Source organism: Streptomyces roseochromogenus subsp. oscitans DS 12.976, assembly GCF_000497445.1.
GTDB classification, from domain to species: Bacteria; Actinomycetota; Actinomycetes; order Streptomycetales; family Streptomycetaceae; genus Streptomyces; species Streptomyces oscitans.
Genome location: NZ_CM002285.1, coordinates 8,100,070 through 8,115,695 on the forward strand (window position 1 = coordinate 8,100,070; position 15,626 = coordinate 8,115,695).

The window sequence follows — 15,626 nt, forward strand, 5'->3', positions numbered from 1 at the left end:
TCCTTTTACAGCTCCGGCCCTTGGGCACTGCCCAGGGGCTGGAGCTTTTTTGCGTTGAGGTAAGGTCAGGGGCATCGTTGGCTCGTTTTCGCACAGGAGGCTCCCGGGTGGAGGTCCAGGAGACGCGTGTCCAGACGGACCGGGTCCTCACCATCCCCAACATCCTCAGCATGGCACGGCTCGTCGGTGTCCCCCTCTTCCTGTGGTTGATCCTCAGGCCCGAGTTCGGGGGACCCAAGAGCGACCACTGGGCCCTCCTGGTGCTGGCCTTCAGCGGGATCAGCGACTATCTCGACGGCAAGCTCGCCCGGCGCTGGAATCAGATCAGCAGTCTCGGCCGGCTTCTCGACCCCGCCGCCGACCGGCTGTATGTACTTTCCACGCTGGTCGGACTCACCTGGCGGGGGATCCTCCCGCTCTGGCTGACCGCCCTTCTGCTCGCACGAGAGCTGATGCTCCTGGTGATGGTGGGCATCCTCCGCCGGCATGGGTATCCGCCGCCGCAGGTGAACTTCCTCGGGAAGGCCGCCACCTTCAACCTGATGTACGCCTTCCCGTTGCTGCTCCTTAGCGATGGACACGGTTGGATCGCGTCACTCGCTGCTATTTTCGGATGGGCGTTCGCCGGGTGGGGTACAACGCTCTACTGGTGGGCAGGAGTGCTCTACGTGGTACAGGTCCGCCGTTTGGTCCGTGCGGACGCCATGGCCGATTGAGCTCGGCGATTGTCCGGACGTAGCGCCACGATGGCCCGCGGTGGAAAAGTGCGGGACAATCTGGACGGGTGAAGTCGGCTAGACCGTCGTCTCTTGGAGGAGGACGCTTCCGACATGAAGGCCGTCGTGATGGCCGGGGGCGAAGGCACCCGCCTGCGCCCCATGACCTCTAGCATGCCCAAGCCGCTCCTGCCCGTGGCCAACCGCCCGATCATGGAGCATGTGCTACGGCTGCTCAAAAGGCACGGGCTCACCGAGACCGTCGTCACCGTCCAGTTCCTGGCATCGCTCGTCAAGAACTACTTCGGCGACGGCGAAGAGCTCGGAATGGAGCTCACGTATGCCAATGAGGAGAAGCCACTCGGTACCGCCGGAAGCGTCAAGAACGCCGAAGAGGCGTTGAAGGACGATGCCTTCCTCGTCATCTCCGGTGATGCCCTGACCGACTTCGACCTCACGGAGCTGATCAATTTCCACAAGGAGAAGGGCGCGCTGGTCACGGTCTGTCTGACCCGGGTGCCCAATCCCCTGGAGTTCGGCATCACGATCGTCGACGAGGAAGGCAAGGTCGAGCGATTCCTGGAGAAGCCGACCTGGGGGCAGGTCTTCTCCGACACTGTCAACACGGGCATCTATGTCATGGAGCCCGAGGTATTCAACTACGTCGAACCCGATGTTCCGGTCGACTGGTCCGGTGATGTCTTCCCGCAGTTGATGAAGGACGGCAAGCCGATCTACGGCTATGTCGCCGAGGGCTACTGGGAGGACGTCGGCACCCACGAGAGCTATGTGAAGGCCCAGGCCGACGTGCTTGAGGGCAAGGTCAACGTCGACATCGACGGTTTCGAGATCTCCCCGGGCGTGTGGGTCGCGGAAGGCGCTGAGGTGCATCCCGACGCCGTACTGCGCGGTCCGCTGTATATCGGCGACTACGCGAAGGTCGAGGCCGGAGCCGAGATTCGCGAACACACCGTCGTCGGCTCCAATGTCGTCGTCAAGAGCGGGGCCTTTCTGCACAAGGCTGTCGTGCACGACAACGTGTACGTCGGGCAGCACAGCAATCTGCGCGGCTGTGTCGTCGGCAAGAACACCGACATCATGCGGGCCGCGCGGATCGAGGACGGCGCGGTCATCGGTGACGAGTGCCTGATCGGCGAGGAATCGATCGTTCAGGGCAATGTCCGGGTCTATCCCTTCAAGACCATCGAGGCCGGTGCCTTCGTCAACACCTCCGTCATCTGGGAGTCCAGAGGGCAGGCCCAGCTGTTCGGCGCCCGGGGTGTGTCCGGCATCCTGAACGTCGAGATCACGCCGGAACTGGCCGTGCGGCTGGCCGGCGCCTATGCGACGACCCTCAAGAAGGGCTCCACGGTCACCACGGCCCGCGATCACTCCCGAGGCGCCCGGGCGCTCAAACGGGCGGTGATCTCCGCGCTGCAGGCCAGCGCCATCGACGTACGCGACCTGGAGAACGTACCGCTGCCCGTGGCCCGGCAGCAGACCGCGCGCGGCAGTGCCGGCGGCATCATGATCCGGACCTCGCCGGGGGTGCCGGACTCGGTCGACATCATGTTCTTCGACGGCAACGGCGCCGATCTGTCGCAGGGTGGTCAGCGCAAGCTGGACCGGGTGTTCGCGCGCCAGGAGTACCGGCGGGCGTTCCCCGGTGAGATCGGGGACCTCTACTTCCCGGCGAGCGTCTTCGACTCGTACACCGGCTCGCTGCTGCGCAATGTCGACACGACCGGGATCGCGGATTCCGGACTGAAGGTCGTCGTGGACGCCTCGAACGGCAGTGCCGGGCTCGTGCTGCCCAGCCTGCTCGGCAAGCTCGGCGTGGACTCGCTGACCATCAACCCCGGTCTCGACGAGGCCCGGCCCACCGAGACGGCCGAGATGCGGCGCAACGGTCTGGTCCGGCTGGGCGAGATAGTGGCCTCCTCGGGCGCCGCGTTCGGTGTCCGGTTCGACCCCGTGGGCGAGCGGCTGTCGCTCGTGGACGAGAAGGGCCGGATCATCGAGGACGACCGTGCGCTGCTGGTCATGCTGGACCTGGTGGCCGCCGAGCGGCGCAGCGGGCGAGTGGCGCTGCCGGTGACCACGACCCGGATCGCCGAACAGGTGGCCGCCTACCATGGCACCCAGGTCGAGTGGACGACCACCTCGCCCGACGACCTCACGCGCGTGGGCGGCGAAGAGGGCACCATCTTCGGCGGTGACGGCAAGGGCGGGTTCATCGTCCCCGAGTTCAGCAGCGTCTACGACGGCACGGCGGCCTTCGTACGGCTGATCGGGCTGGTGGCCCGCACGCAGCTCACGCTGAGCCAGATCGATGCGCGGATCCCGCGGGCGCACGTCCTGAAGCGGGACCTGGCTACGCCGTGGGCGGTCAAGGGTCTGGTCATGCGGCGGGTGGTCGAGGCTGCCGGTGATCGCTTTGTCGACACGACGGACGGGGTGCGGGTCGTGGAGACCGACGGCCGTTGGGTGATGGTGCTGCCCGACCCGGCCGAGGCCGTCACCCATCTGTGGGCCGAGGGGCCGGACGACGCCTCGGCGCAGGCGCTGCTCGACGAGTGGTCGGCCGTCGTGGACAGCGCCGGACGCTAAGGCGGCACACGCCTTCGGACGGCAAAATCCACGCACGCGCGCGTGCCGGACAAGTGTCCCCAAGGGGGCCTGTCCGGCACGCCGGTGGGGCCATTCGGAGGAACCGCGCGCGACATGCGACGATGTGCGGCATGCCGCAGCAACCCCCCGTTCGGAGCAGCGCCACGCAGGCGCACCGCCCGGACGCCTCCATGTCGTTGATCACCAACGTCATGGACCACAGCCTCGACGACGGATACGCCGAGGCCGCCGCCCGGAGGAAGTCCCGGGGCGAGGGCGGGCTGCCCAAGACCCTCAGGGCGAAGCTGGGCCTCGCCGCCGGCCTTGTCCTCGCGGCGCTGGTCGTGACCGTGGGGGCGGCACAGACGCAGGCGGCGGCGCCCGTGGTGGCCAAGGAGCGCCAGGAGCTGATCGACCGCGTCGACAGTGAGACCACAGCGGCGGACAAGCTCGAAGGCACGGTCGACAAACTGCGTGACGATGTCAGCGCGCGTCAGCGGGCGGCCCTGAAGTCGAGCGGCGGCAGCACGCAGGCGGATCTGGTGGATGTGCTGTCGGGCGCCACCGCGGTCCACGGGCCCGGCGTCAAGCTCGTCGTGAACGACGCCAAAGAGGCCAGCACCGGTGGCGACGGCACCAATCCGCGGGAGACCTCGGGGTTCTCCGACACCGGCCGCGTGCGCGACCGGGACATGCAGCGCGTGATCAACGGGCTGTGGCAGTCCGGCGCGGAGGCCGTCTCCATCAACGGCCAGCGGCTGACCGCCCTGTCCGCGATCAGGGCCGCGGGAGACGCGATACTGGTCGACAACAGGCCGCTGGTGCCGCCGTACACGGTGCTGGCGGTGGGGGATGGGGAACGGATGAGCACCAAGTTCCAGAACGGCGACGACGGCCTGTACCTGCACGCCCTGGAGCAGAACTTCGGCATCCGCGCCACCATCTCCACGGAGGGTGACATGCGGTTGCCCGCCGCACCCAGTGTGATCGTACGTACAGCACAGCCGAGCACCGAGAAGACTGAGAAGGGCACATCGTGATCGCCGTACTGGGCCTCGTCGTGGGAGTGGTGGCCGGACTGTTGGTCCGGCCCGAGGTTCCGGCGGTCGTCGAGCCTTACCTGCCGATCGCCGTGGTCGCGGCGCTGGACGCCGTGTTCGGCGGTCTTCGGGCCATGCTCGACGGCATCTTCGACGACAAGGTCTTCGTGGTGTCGTTCCTGTCCAACGTGGTCGTCGCAGCGCTGATCGTCTTCCTCGGTGACAAGTTGGGCGTGGGCGCGCAGCTGTCCACGGGTGTCGTGGTGGTCCTGGGTATCCGGATCTTCTCCAACGCTGCGGCGATCCGGCGCCACGTGTTCCGGGCGTGACACCGATGAGCGAGGAGAACGAGCGGCCGGAGAACAGGCTGCGCAAGGAACTGCCCGAGGAGGTGCCCGCGCGGGCACCGGAGCCGGCGCCCGAGGAGAAGACGCAGGCGCCGCTGAGCGGGCGGCAGCGGCTGGTCAAGGGGCTGTGGCCGCCGCGGGTCACCCGGGCCCAACTCATCGTCGCCCTGCTGCTGTTCGGCCTCGGCTTCGGGCTCGCGGTGCAGGTGGCGTCGAACAGCAACAGTGACAGCGCGCTGCGCGGCGCACGCCAGGAAGATCTTGTTCGCATCCTCGATGAACTGGATTCGCGTACTCAGCGTCTTGAGGACGAGAAGCAGGGACTCGAAAAGCAGCGCCAGGAGCTGCAGAGCAGCTCCGACCAGGCCGCGGAGGCTCGCAGGCAGACGGCCGAGAAGGAGAAGCAACTCGGCATTCTGGCGGGCACCGTGGCGGCGCAGGGTCCCGGCATCACGATGACCATCGAGGACACGAAGGGGACGGTCAAGGCGGACATGCTGCTCGACGCGATCCAGGAGCTGCGCGCGGCCGGTGCGGAGGCGATCCAGGTCAACGGGGTCCGGGTGGTCGCGGGCACCTACTTCACGGATTCCGGCAAGAGCGTCGCCGTCGACGGGAACAAGATCAACGCCCCCTATCGTTTCCAGGTCATCGGCAAGCCGCAGGACCTGGAGCCCGCGCTGAACATCCCGGGAGGCGTGGTGCAGACGCTGGAGAAGGAGCAGGCCACGGTGACGGTCGAGCAGTCGGACAAGATCATCGTGGACGCCTTGCGACAGGCGAAGCGGCCTGACTACGCTCGGTCGTCCTCCCAGTGAACCGGCGGTGCATGGGGGACGTCCGGCAGGGGCATGAGGTTGCGGGGGGTCGGCGCACCGAAGGGGTGGCGCGTGATGGAAACTGTCTGGTGGATACGGACGTTGTGAGAATGTCCGGCTCGGCCGGTGTAGGCAATCAGGGTTCGTCCTGCCCCACGGGCGGGTCTGTTTCGGTCAAGGGGAATCGCCCGTGAAGTTGTTTGCGAAGTTGTTCGGCAAGAGCGCGCGAGAGGGCAGCGACAACGCGACCGCTCGGCATCGCGCGCAGCCTGACGCGGAGGGCCAGCGCCCGCTGTTCCGGGACCAGCTCGCTGGTCCGGGCGGTGACATTTCCGGAGGTCAGGGCGGGGCGTCGGTTGACCCTGCCCAGTCTGGCGGCATAGGTTTCGGGCAGCCGTCAGCCTCAGGTGCGGGCGGAGGATTCGCCTCCGGTCCGTACGCGTCCAACGCCCCTGCGGGGCAACCGCAGCAGGAGGATCCGTCCATGTCGGTCCTGGTGTGTACGAGGTGCGGTAACCGCAACGCAGAAAACGCCCGCTTCTGCTCCAACTGCGGCGCGCCGCTGCGCCCGGGAGCGGTGCCGGAGCGCGCCGCGGAGACGACGTCCACGATCTCCATCTCGGGTCTCGAAGCCTACGACTCCGAGGTGACCGGGCAGACGCAGATGCCGATGCTGTCGCCGGAGGCGCAGGCCGCGGTGGACGCGTTGCCGCCGGGCTCGGCGCTGCTCGTGGTGCGCCGGGGACCGAACTCGGGCAGCCGCTTCCTGCTGGACAGCGACCTGACCACGGCCGGCCGTCATCCGCAGAGTGACATCTTCCTGGACGACGTCACGGTCTCGCGTCGGCACGTGGAGTTCCGGCGCTCCCCGGACGGCTCCTTCACGGTGGCCGACGTCGGCAGTCTGAACGGCACGTACGTGAACCGCGAGCGGATCGACCAGGTTGCTCTGTCGAACGGCGACGAGGTGCAGATCGGCAAGTACCGGCTGGTGTTCTACGCGAGCCGGCAGGGCATCTGACCCGCCCCCGGACCGGTGTCCGGGGGGACCCCAGGGAAGGTCCATGCTTCAAACACCGAGCGGCGGTGCCGGAAGCGGTACCGCCGCCAGGGACAGTGGGCTGATGAGCATCGGCACGGTGCTGAACGTGCTGCGCGAGGAGTTCCCCGAAGTCACCATCTCCAAGATCCGTTTCCTGGAGTCCGAGGGGCTCATCGAGCCGCAGCGGACCCCTTCGGGGTACCGCAAGTTCAGCACCGGGGATGTCGAGCGCCTCGCCCATGTGCTGAGGATGCAGCGGGACCACTATCTGCCGCTCAAGGTGATCCGCGAGCATCTGGACGCCATGGAGAAGGGCGAGGCCGTCCAGCTGCCCGTCGTGGGACGTCAGCGTATCGGGGAGGACGCTCCGGAGCCGATGCGGGCACCCTCGGTGGCCCGGGTGGGCAGGGCCGAGCTGCTGGCGGCCGCGGAGATCGACGAGGGCGAGCTGAAGGAGTGGGAGTCGTACGGGCTGATCGCTCCCCTGGAGGACGGGGCGTACGACGCCGAGGCGGTCACCGTGGCCTCGTTGGTGGCCGAACTGGGCCGGTTCGGGATCGAGCCACGCCACCTCCGGGTGATGAAGGGGGCCGCCGACCGCGAGGCGGGCCTTGTGGATCAGGTGGTGGCCCCGCTGAAGCGCCATCGCAACCCGCAGACCAGGGCCCATGCCGAGGCGCGTACGAAGGAACTGGCGGCGCTGACGGTGAAGCTGCACGCGGCACTGGTCCAGACCGCTCTCGGGGTGCGGCTGCCGTGAAACGCCGGGGCCGGGCGGCGGCCGGATCGGGCACCTGTTCCCGGCCCGACTACCCAAACATCCCGGGCACGGCCTAGGGTTGCTGTGTGAACGAGCTCGATGTCGTAGGTGTCCGGGTCGAAATGCCCTCCAACCAACCGATCGTGCTCCTGCGCGAAGTGGGAGGCGACCGTTACCTCCCCATCTGGATCGGACCAGGGGAGGCGACGGCGATCGCGTTCGCCCAGCAGGGCATGGCCCCGGCCAGGCCGCTGACCCACGACCTGTTCAAGGACGTGCTGGAGGCCGTCGGCCAGGAGCTGACCGAAGTACGCATCACCGATCTGCGCGAGGGTGTCTTCTACGCGGAGCTGGTCTTCGCCAGCGGCGTCGAGGTCAGCGCCCGTCCTTCCGACGCCATAGCGCTGGCCCTGCGCACCGGAACGCCGATCTACGGCAGCGACACGGTGCTGGACGACGCCGGCATCGCCATCCCGGACGAGCAGGAGGACGAAGTGGAGAAGTTCCGCGAGTTCCTCGACCAGATCTCGCCCGAGGACTTCGGCACGAGCAGCCAGTGAGAGCGAGCGCCCGGTGCGCGCCGATGTCCCGTGCCCGGGCAATTGCCACCGGCTATTGAGGGCGTCCTACGGCCCCCCGCCAACGCATTCGGCTAGCCTTTCCCCGCGGTGGGACACGGGAAACCACTCCTAGGGTGATTATCACTCGGCGTGCCGAGTGTGGCGATCGTTGACGCACCCCTGGTGACTGCCTACCGTCGTGAAGGCAGGTCAAGGACGGAGGTCGGCGTGAGAACCAGCGGCGACGGTACGGCTGGGGGTGCTCCCGTGCGCGGTCTCGGGGAGAGCGGTCCGTACCCGGTTCACAGCAGCGCGGTGGATCACGCTCCGCAACGGCCGACGGCGGTGCCGAACGGCGGAGGGGCGGCGTCCATGGCGTCGGAACAGATCGGCTATCGCGGGCCCACGGCCTGCGCGGCCGCCGGCATCACCTACCGACAGCTCGACTACTGGGCCCGTACCGGCCTCGTCGAGCCGAGCGTGCGGCCCGCGTACGGGTCGGGCACACAGCGTCTGTACAGCTTCCGGGACGTCGTCGTCCTGAAGATCGTCAAGCGCTTCCTGGACACGGGCGTGTCGCTCCAGAACATCCGCTCCGCCGTGCAGCACCTCAGAGAACGCGGTTTCCGCGATCTGGAGCGGATGACGCTGATGAGCGACGGCGCCACGGTCTACGAGTGCACCTCGCCGGACGAGGTCCACGCCCTGCTCCAGGGCGGTCAGGGCATCTTCGGGATCGCCGTCGGCGTGGTGTGGCGGGATGTGGAAAGCGCGCTCTCCCAGCTGCACGGCGAGCGCATCGACACCGGCGAGACCCTCGTCGGGCACAACCCCGCCGACGAGCTGGCACGGCGCCGCAACCGGGCGGTCTGACTCCGCTGCGGCGGTCTGACGCCCGTAAGGCGATCCGGCAGCGGTACGGCGGTCCGACACCGGGCCTTTCGGGGCCGGGGCATTGTCAGTGCCGTGGTGCAGCATCGGAGATGTGAGAAACGCGCCCACGATCCTGCATCTCGACATGGATGCCTTCTACGCCTCGGTGGAGCAGGCATCCAAGCCGAGCCTGCGCGGGAAGGCGGTCGTGGTGGGCGGCCTAGGACCGCGCGGGGTGGTGGCCACCGCGTCGTACGAGGCACGGGTCTTCGGGGTCCACTCGGCGATGCCGATGGCCCAGGCCCGTCGGCTGGCACCGAATGCCGCGTATCTGGTGCCGCGCTTCACCCTGTACCGGGCGATCAGCGAGCAGGTGATGGCGCTGCTGCGGGAGCTGTCGCCGCTGGTGGAGCCGCTCAGCCTGGACGAGGCGTTCGTGGACCTGGAGGCCGGCGGGACGGCCTGGGACGAGGAGTCGGCGCGGGTGGCCGGGATCACGCTGCGCGCGGACATCCGGGCGGTCACCGGGCTCACCGGCTCGGTGGGTCTCGCCGCCTCCAAGATGCTCGCCAAGATCGCCTCCGAGCAGGCCAAGCCGGACGGTCTGGTGCTCATCGAGCCGGGCTCCGAGCGGGCGCTGCTCGGGCCGATGCCGGTGCGGACCCTGCCCGGGGTGGGGCCGGCCACCGGGGACCATCTGCGCAGAGCCGGGATCACCACCGTCGAGGAGCTGGCCGAGGCGGGCGAGGACGAGCTGGTCCGGCTGCTCGGCAAGGCTCACGGGCACGCGCTGTACGCCATGGCCCTGGCCCAGGACGAGCGGCCGGTGGTGGCCGAGCGCGAGGCGAAGTCGGTGTCGGTCGAGGACACCTACGACGTGGACATCCATGACCGGCTGCGGATCGGAATGGAGGTGCAGCGGCTGGCCGACCGGTGCGTGGGGCGGCTGCGCGGGGCGGGGCTGTCCGGGCGGACCATCGTGCTGAAGGTGCGCCGGTACGACTTCTCGACGCTGACCCGCTCCGAGACGCTCAGAGGGCCCACGGACGATCCGGCGGTGGTCCGGGAGGCGGCCGCGCGGCTGCTGGACTCCGTGGACACCACGGGAGGGGTGCGGCTGCTGGGCGTGGGGGTGTCCGGGCTCGCCGACTACACACAGGAGGACCTGTTCGCGCAGGCCGTGCCGGTGCCTGTGGCGGAGGAGCCGGAGAAGGGCGCAGCCGAGGCCGTTCAGGACTGGGCGGAGCCTGTCGAGCGGCACTGGCGGGCCGGGCAGGATGTGCGGCATGCCGAACACGGGCATGGGTGGGTGCAGGGGAGTGGGCTGGGGCGGGTGACGGTGCGGTTCGAGACTCCGCAGTCCCCTCCGGGGCGGGTGCGGACGTTCTTTGTGGAGGATCCCGCGCTGGAGTCTGCCGATCCGTTGCCGTTGGTCGCGGATTCCGCCCACCTGCTCGGCCGTCCCGGTCAGTCGGGCAGCGACCGGCGCGGGGCACCGCCCCGGACCCCGCAAGAGGGCGGGGGCGGCGAGGACCGGGAACAGCCCGCGGCCGAAGCCCGGGCCTCGGACCGAGCTCAAGGCCCGGTCGAGGCTCAGGCCTCCTCGGATCCCGCCAGTTTGCCGAAGTCGTGGTCCGGGACCGGGGGAGGTGGGGCCACGTCCAGGCCGTAGTGGTGGTAGAGCTGGAGTTCCTGTTCGGGGGAGAGGTGGCGGCCCACGCCGAAGTCGGGGGCGTCCTTGATCAGGGCGCGGTCGAAGGGGACGTGGAGGGTGCCGTCCTTGAGCAGTTCGCTCGGTTCCAGGGGGACGAACGCGTCCCGGCTGAACAGGCCGGTGCGTATGGCCGCCCACTCCGGCACGCCGGTCGCGTCGTCGAGGTAGATCTCGTCGATGGTGCCGATCTTGGTGCCATTGCGGTCGAACGCCTTGCGGCCGATCAGGTTGCGCGGATCGATGTCGGTCAGCACGGTCCCTCTCCCTCCACTTGGTCGCAACTCATCCGTAAGCACTACAAAAGAGCACATTCAAGGAGGCGGCCACTCGAGGGCTCGGGCGTTGACCTCGCTGGTAGGCTGACAGCGGCTGCTGACCCCGTGCGGGAGAGTCCTCCGAGCACCTCGGAGGCGCCGAAGGAGCAACTCCTCCCCGGAATCTCTCAGGCTCACGTACCGCACGGACGAGGTCACTCTGGAAAGCAGGGCGGGTGTCGACGACTCCCGCCCTCACCGACGGTGAAAGCCGGGGGCATACCCGGTGAAGCTCTCAGGTTGAGATGACAGAGGGGGAGGCCGTCGGGGTACCCGCGCCGTGGTGCCCTTCGAAGGTCGCGTCAGACCAGGAGGCCTCCGCAATGACCGCCCATCGCATGCCGCTCTCGGAGCTCGAAGCGGGTATTCCCTTCGAGCAGCGTCACATCGGGCCCGACCAGGAGGCGCGGGCCAAGATGCTCGCGCAGGTCGGTTACGGCTCGCTGGACGAGCTGACCGCCGCGGCGGTCCCGGATGTGATCAAGAACGCCGACGCCCTCGACCTGCCGGGCGCCCGCACCGAGGCCGAGGTGCTCGCCGAGCTGCGCTCGCTCGCCGAGCGTAACCAGGTCCTCGGCTCGATGATCGGGCTGGGGTACTACGGGACGTTCACGCCGCCGGTCATCCTGCGCAACGTCATGGAGAACCCGGCCTGGTACACGGCCTACACGCCGTACCAGCCGGAGATCTCCCAGGGACGGCTCGAGGCCCTGCTGAACTTCCAGACCGTGGTCGCCGACCTCACCGGTCTGCCCACCTCCGGTGCCTCCCTGCTGGATGAGGGAACGGCCGCCGCCGAGGCGATGGCGCTCTCCCGGCGCATGGGCAAGAACAAGAAGGGCCTGTTCCTGGTCGACGCGGACGCGCTGCCGCAGACCGTCGCCGTGATCCAGACCCGTGCGGAGCCGACCGGTGCCGAGGTCGTCGTCGCCGACCTCAGCGAGGGCATCCCGGCCGACATAGCCGCGCGCGAGATCAACGGAGTGCTGATCCAGTACCCGGGCGCCTCCGGTGCCGTACGGGACATCAAGCCGGTCATCGACCAGGCGCACGAGCTGGGCGCCCTGGTCACCGTCGCCGCCGACCTGCTCGCGCTGGCCCTGCTGACCTCGCCGGGCGAGCTGGGCGCGGACATCGCCGTCGGTACGACCCAGCGTTTCGGCGTGCCGATGGGCTTCGGCGGTCCGCACGCGGGCTACATGGCGGTGCACGAGAAGTTCGCACGCAGCCTGCCCGGCCGCCTCGTGGGCGTCTCCGTCGACGCCGACGGCAACAAGGCCTACCGGCTCGCGCTGCAGACCCGTGAGCAGCACATCCGCCGGGAGAAGGCCACCAGTAACATCTGCACCGCGCAGGTGCTGCTCGCCGTGATGGCCGGGATGTACGCCGTCTACCACGGGCCCGAGGGGCTCCAGACCATCGCGCGCCGCACCCACCGGTACGCCACCATCCTCGCGGCGGGGCTGAAGGCCGGCGGTGTGGAGATCGTCCACGGCGCCTTCTTCGACACCCTCACCGCGCGCGTACCCGGCAAGGCCGCCGGGGTCGTCGCCGCCGCGCGGCAGAACGGGGTCAACCTCCACCTGGTCGACGCCGACCATGTCTCTCTGGCCTGCGACGAGACCACCACGCGCGCCCAGCTGGGCACCGTCTGGTCCGCATTCGGCGTCGAGGGCGACACCGAGGCGCTGGACGCGACCGCCGAGGACACCCTCCCCGAGGCACTGCTGCGCACCGACGCCTACCTCACCCACCCCGTCTTCCACCGGCACCGCTCCGAAACCGCGATGCTGCGCTACCTGCGCAAGCTGGCCGACCGCGACTACGCGCTCGACCGCGGCATGATCCCGCTGGGCTCCTGCACCATGAAGCTCAACGCGACCACCGAGATGGAGCCGGTCACCTGGCCCGAGTTCGGCCAGCTGCACCCCTTCGCCCCGGCCGAGCAGGCCCAGGGCTATCTCACGCTCATCCGCGAGCTGGAGGAACGTCTCGCCGAGGTCACCGGCTACGACAAGGTCTCCCTGCAGCCGAACGCCGGTTCCCAGGGCGAGCTGGCCGGCCTGCTCGCCGTACGCGGCTACCACCGCGCATGCGGCGACGAGCAGCGCGTCGTATGCCTGATCCCGTCCTCCGCGCACGGCACCAACGCGGCCAGCGCCGTGATGGCCGGCATGAAGGTCGTCGTCGTCAAGACCGCCGAGGACGGCGAGATCGACGTCGAGGACCTGCGCGCCAAGATCGAGCAGTACCGCGACGAGCTGGCGGTGCTGATGATCACCTACCCGTCGACGCACGGCGTCTTCGAGGAGCACGTCGCCGACATCTGCGCCCAGGTGCACGAGGCCGGCGGCCAGGTCTACGTCGACGGCGCCAACCTGAACGCGCTGGTCGGCCTCGCCAAGCCGGGCCACTTCGGCGGTGACGTCTCGCACCTGAACCTGCACAAGACCTTCTGCATCCCGCACGGCGGCGGCGGCCCCGGCGTCGGCCCGGTCGCGGTCCGCGCGCACCTGGCGCCGTACCTGCCGAACCACCCGATGCAGCCCGCCGCGGGCCCGGAGACCGGCGTCGGCCCGATCTCGGCCGCTCCCTGGGGCTCCGCGGGCATCCTGCCGATCTCCTGGGCGTACGTCCGGCTGATGGGCGGCGAGGGCCTCAAGCGGGCCACCCAGGTGGCCGTGCTCAGCGCCAACTACATCGCCAAGCGGCTGGAGCCGCACTACCCGGTCCTCTACACCGGCCCCGGGGGCCTGGTCGCGCACGAGTGCATCATCGATCTGCGCCCGCTGACCAAGGCGACCGGCGTGAGCGTGGACGACGTGGCCAAGCGTTTGATCGACTACGGCTTCCACGCGCCGACCATGTCCTTCCCGGTGGCCGGCACGCTGATGATCGAGCCGACCGAGTCGGAGGACATCACCGAGCTGGACCGTTTCTGCGACGCGATGATCGCCATCCGCGCGGAGATCGAGAAGGTCGGCTCGGGCGAGTGGCCGGCGGAGGACAACCCGCTGCGGAACTCCCCGCACACCGCGGCCGCGCTCGGCGGTGAGTGGAGGCACGCCTACAGCCGCGAGGACGCCGTCTTCCCGGCCGGAGTCTCGGCGGCCGACAAGTACTGGCCGCCGGTGCGCCGTATCGACCAGGCCTTCGGCGACCGCAACCTGGTGTGCTCCTGCCCGCCGCTGGACGCGTACGAGGACTGAGTCCGCTGTGACTCCCCAGGGCTCCGTCCGGATTCCGGGCGGGGCCCTCGCCGTGTCATGCCGTAGCCAGCGCCACCTCGGTGGACTTGATCAGGGCGACCACGGCGGAGCCGGTGGAGAGGCCGAGGTCGGTGGCCGACTCCTTGGTGATGGCGGAGGTCACCGAGCCGCCGTCGATCGAGATCTTCACGGTGGCCATCGCGGCGCCGGCCGCGATGTCGGTGACGGTGCCCGGCAGCTGGTTGCGGATCGAGACGCGGTCGATCGGCGCGGTGGCGAGGGAGACCTCGGTGGACTTCACCAGGGCTCGTACCGCGGAGCCCTCGGACAGGCCGAGATCCCGGACGGACTCCAGGGTGATCGCCGCGGTCAGGTCCTGTCCCCCGCCGAGCCGGATCTTGACAGTGGCCATGGCCTCGCCCGGCTGGATCGCCGTGACCGTGCCGGGGAGCTGGTTGCGGATGCTCAGGGTCATGGGCACCCACGGTAGGGCGCCCGCCCGCTCAGGCCGGGTATGCGTGCGTCTGCGTCGCTTTGACCGTCGCCCAGACGGCGGCGCCCGGGTGCAGATCGAGCTCGGCGGCGGCGACCGTGGTGAGGTCGGCGGCGAGGGGGAGCTCGCCGCCGAGGTCGGCGCGGATCTGGTCGCCGTGCGTCTCCAGGCCGGTCACCTCGCAGCGCCAGAGGTTACGGGCGCTGGCGCCGGTGGGCCGGTCCCGGAACAGGGTGACGGCGCTGGGCGGGAACGCCACGAAGACCGGGCCCGACAGGTCTTCCGTGGTGGTGATCCGGGGACCCGTGTCGAGTCGTACCGTGTGCCGCTCGGCCCGGCCCCGGTAGAGGTTGAGGCCGACGAGCTGGGCGATGTAGTCGGTGCGCGGGTGGCGGGCGATGTCGGCGGGGGTGCCCTCCTGGACGACCTGGCCGTGCTCGATGACCACCAGTCGGTCCGCGAGCACCATGGCGTCCAGCGGGTCGTGCGTGACGAGGACGGCGACCGCCTCGAACTCGGCCAGATGGCGGCGCAGTTGGGCGCGGACCTCCAGGCGGGTACGGGCGTCCAGGGCGGCCAGTGGCTCGTCCAGGAGCAGCAGCCGGGGGTGGGTGGCCAGGGCACGGGCGAGAGCCACGCGCTGGGCCTGCCCGCCGGAGAGCCGGCGGGGCTTGGCGCCCGCGTGGCCGGCGAGACCCATCCGGTCCAGCCACGCGGCGGCCTGGGCACGCGCCTCGGCCTTGGGCACGCCCTGGCAGCGCGGCCCGAAGGCCACGTTGTCCAGCGCGGACAGATGCGGGAAGAGCAGATAGTCCTGGAAGACCACGCCGACGGGGCGGGACTCCGGGGAAGTGCGGTCCAGGGAGGCGCCGTCCAGCCTGAGGTGTCCGTCGGTGAGCGGGACGAGACCGGCCAGGGCACGGAGGGCGGTGGTTTTGCCTGCGCCGTTCGGGCCGAGGAGGGCGACGACGTCCCCGGGGGCCGCCGCCAGGGTCACGTCCAGCCGGAAGGAGCCACGGTCGACGACGAGGTGGGCGTCGAGTCCCTCGTCGCCCATTCTGCGCAGGTCGGCCTTGGGGGCGTCGATGTCGGTCATGGGGCTGTACGTTCGCACACGGTCCGGTCCGGCT

Annotated in this window: 14 protein-coding genes and 1 riboswitch; of the genes, 11 read left to right on the top strand and 3 right to left on the bottom strand. The window is 69.6% G+C overall.

Annotated features, from left to right (window positions below):
* Nucleotides 1-107 precede the first annotated feature (107 nt).
* From clsA to M878_RS84735, 10 genes are all read left to right on the top strand, one after another.
* A complete protein-coding gene (gene clsA, locus M878_RS84690) occupies nucleotides 108-716 on the top strand; it encodes a cardiolipin synthase ClsA (RefSeq protein WP_023552216.1) in 609 nt (202 codons plus the stop codon).
* Between the two features lie 114 nt (nucleotides 717-830).
* The gene (locus M878_RS84695; protein WP_023552217.1) at nucleotides 831-3,326 is read left to right on the top strand and encodes a mannose-1-phosphate guanyltransferase; all 2,496 of its coding nucleotides are present in this window, start codon (nucleotides 831-833) and stop codon (nucleotides 3,324-3,326) included.
* Nucleotides 3,327-3,448: 122 nt separating this feature from the next.
* Entirely contained in the window at nucleotides 3,449-4,366 is a 918-nt protein-coding gene (locus M878_RS84700; protein WP_031226728.1) for a DUF881 domain-containing protein, read from the top strand.
* Nucleotides 4,363-4,695: a small basic family protein gene (locus M878_RS84705; protein WP_003988855.1), complete on the top strand. Its 333-nt coding sequence runs from the start codon at nucleotides 4,363-4,365 to the stop codon at nucleotides 4,693-4,695. The genes M878_RS84700 and M878_RS84705 overlap by 4 nt, the downstream gene beginning before the upstream one ends.
* Before the next feature lie 5 nt (nucleotides 4,696-4,700).
* Nucleotides 4,701-5,531: a DUF881 domain-containing protein gene (locus M878_RS84710; protein ID WP_023552219.1), complete on the top strand. Its 831-nt coding sequence runs from the start codon at nucleotides 4,701-4,703 to the stop codon at nucleotides 5,529-5,531.
* A gap of 190 nt (nucleotides 5,532-5,721) precedes the next feature.
* Nucleotides 5,722-6,552 (top strand): zinc-ribbon and FHA domain-containing protein, encoded by an 831-nt coding sequence (locus tag M878_RS95255; RefSeq protein ID WP_209445583.1) that lies wholly within the window; start codon nucleotides 5,722-5,724, stop codon nucleotides 6,550-6,552.
* A gap of 43 nt (nucleotides 6,553-6,595) precedes the next feature.
* Nucleotides 6,596-7,333, top strand: a complete 738-nt coding sequence (gene ftsR, locus M878_RS84720) for a transcriptional regulator FtsR (RefSeq protein WP_031226731.1) — start codon at nucleotides 6,596-6,598, stop codon at nucleotides 7,331-7,333.
* 86 nt (nucleotides 7,334-7,419) lie between these two features.
* Complete coding sequence (locus M878_RS84725; RefSeq protein ID WP_026253112.1) at nucleotides 7,420-7,893, top strand: bifunctional nuclease family protein; 474 nt, start codon at nucleotides 7,420-7,422, stop codon at nucleotides 7,891-7,893.
* 228 nt (nucleotides 7,894-8,121) lie between these two features.
* A complete protein-coding gene (locus M878_RS84730; RefSeq protein ID WP_078630478.1) occupies nucleotides 8,122-8,766 on the top strand; it encodes a MerR family transcriptional regulator in 645 nt (214 codons plus the stop codon).
* Nucleotides 8,767-8,878: 112 nt separating this feature from the next.
* On the top strand, nucleotides 8,879-10,438 hold the full coding sequence (locus M878_RS84735; RefSeq protein ID WP_023552223.1) for a DNA polymerase IV: 1,560 nt from the start codon (nucleotides 8,879-8,881) through the stop codon (nucleotides 10,436-10,438).
* On the opposite strand, the gene M878_RS84740 is transcribed toward M878_RS84735, so the two are convergent.
* Nucleotides 10,360-10,734: a PRC-barrel domain-containing protein gene (locus tag M878_RS84740; RefSeq protein WP_023552224.1), complete on the bottom strand. Its 375-nt coding sequence runs from the start codon at nucleotides 10,732-10,734 to the stop codon at nucleotides 10,360-10,362. The genes M878_RS84735 and M878_RS84740 overlap by 79 nt on opposite strands.
* Before the next feature lie 119 nt (nucleotides 10,735-10,853).
* Nucleotides 10,854-10,948: riboswitch (glycine riboswitch) on the top strand.
* Nucleotides 10,949-11,117: 169 nt separating this feature from the next.
* Here M878_RS84740 and gcvP point away from each other — a divergent pair.
* Nucleotides 11,118-14,003, top strand: a complete 2,886-nt coding sequence (gene gcvP / locus M878_RS84745; RefSeq protein ID WP_023552225.1) for an aminomethyl-transferring glycine dehydrogenase — start codon at nucleotides 11,118-11,120, stop codon at nucleotides 14,001-14,003.
* Nucleotides 14,004-14,058: 55 nt separating this feature from the next.
* Here gcvP and M878_RS84750 read toward each other — a convergent pair whose 3' ends face one another.
* Both M878_RS84750 and M878_RS84755 read right to left on the bottom strand, forming a co-directional pair.
* The gene (locus M878_RS84750; protein ID WP_023552226.1) at nucleotides 14,059-14,478 is read right to left on the bottom strand and encodes a TOBE domain-containing protein; all 420 of its coding nucleotides are present in this window, start codon (nucleotides 14,476-14,478) and stop codon (nucleotides 14,059-14,061) included.
* A 28-nt stretch (nucleotides 14,479-14,506) separates the two neighbouring features.
* Nucleotides 14,507-15,592: an ABC transporter ATP-binding protein gene (locus tag M878_RS84755; RefSeq protein WP_031226734.1), complete on the bottom strand. Its 1,086-nt coding sequence runs from the start codon at nucleotides 15,590-15,592 to the stop codon at nucleotides 14,507-14,509.
* Nucleotides 15,593-15,626: the final 34 nt, after the last annotated feature.

Excerpts from the sequence above, each read along its gene's own strand:
- M878_RS84695 (WP_023552217.1), top strand. The coding sequence starts at position 831 with ATGAAGGCCGTCGTGATGGCCGGGGGCGAAGGCACCCGCCTGCGCCCC.
- M878_RS84700 (WP_031226728.1), top strand. The coding sequence starts at position 3,449 with ATGTGCGGCATGCCGCAGCAACCCCCCGTTCGGAGCAGCGCCACGCAG.
- M878_RS84710 (WP_023552219.1), top strand. The coding sequence starts at position 4,701 with ATGAGCGAGGAGAACGAGCGGCCGGAGAACAGGCTGCGCAAGGAACTG.
- ftsR (WP_031226731.1), top strand. The coding sequence starts at position 6,596 with ATGCTTCAAACACCGAGCGGCGGTGCCGGAAGCGGTACCGCCGCCAGG.
- gcvP (WP_023552225.1), top strand. The coding sequence starts at position 11,118 with ATGACCGCCCATCGCATGCCGCTCTCGGAGCTCGAAGCGGGTATTCCC.
- M878_RS84750 (WP_023552226.1), bottom strand. The coding sequence starts at position 14,478 with ATGACCCTGAGCATCCGCAACCAGCTCCCCGGCACGGTCACGGCGATC.
- M878_RS84755 (WP_031226734.1), bottom strand. The coding sequence starts at position 15,592 with ATGACCGACATCGACGCCCCCAAGGCCGACCTGCGCAGAATGGGCGAC.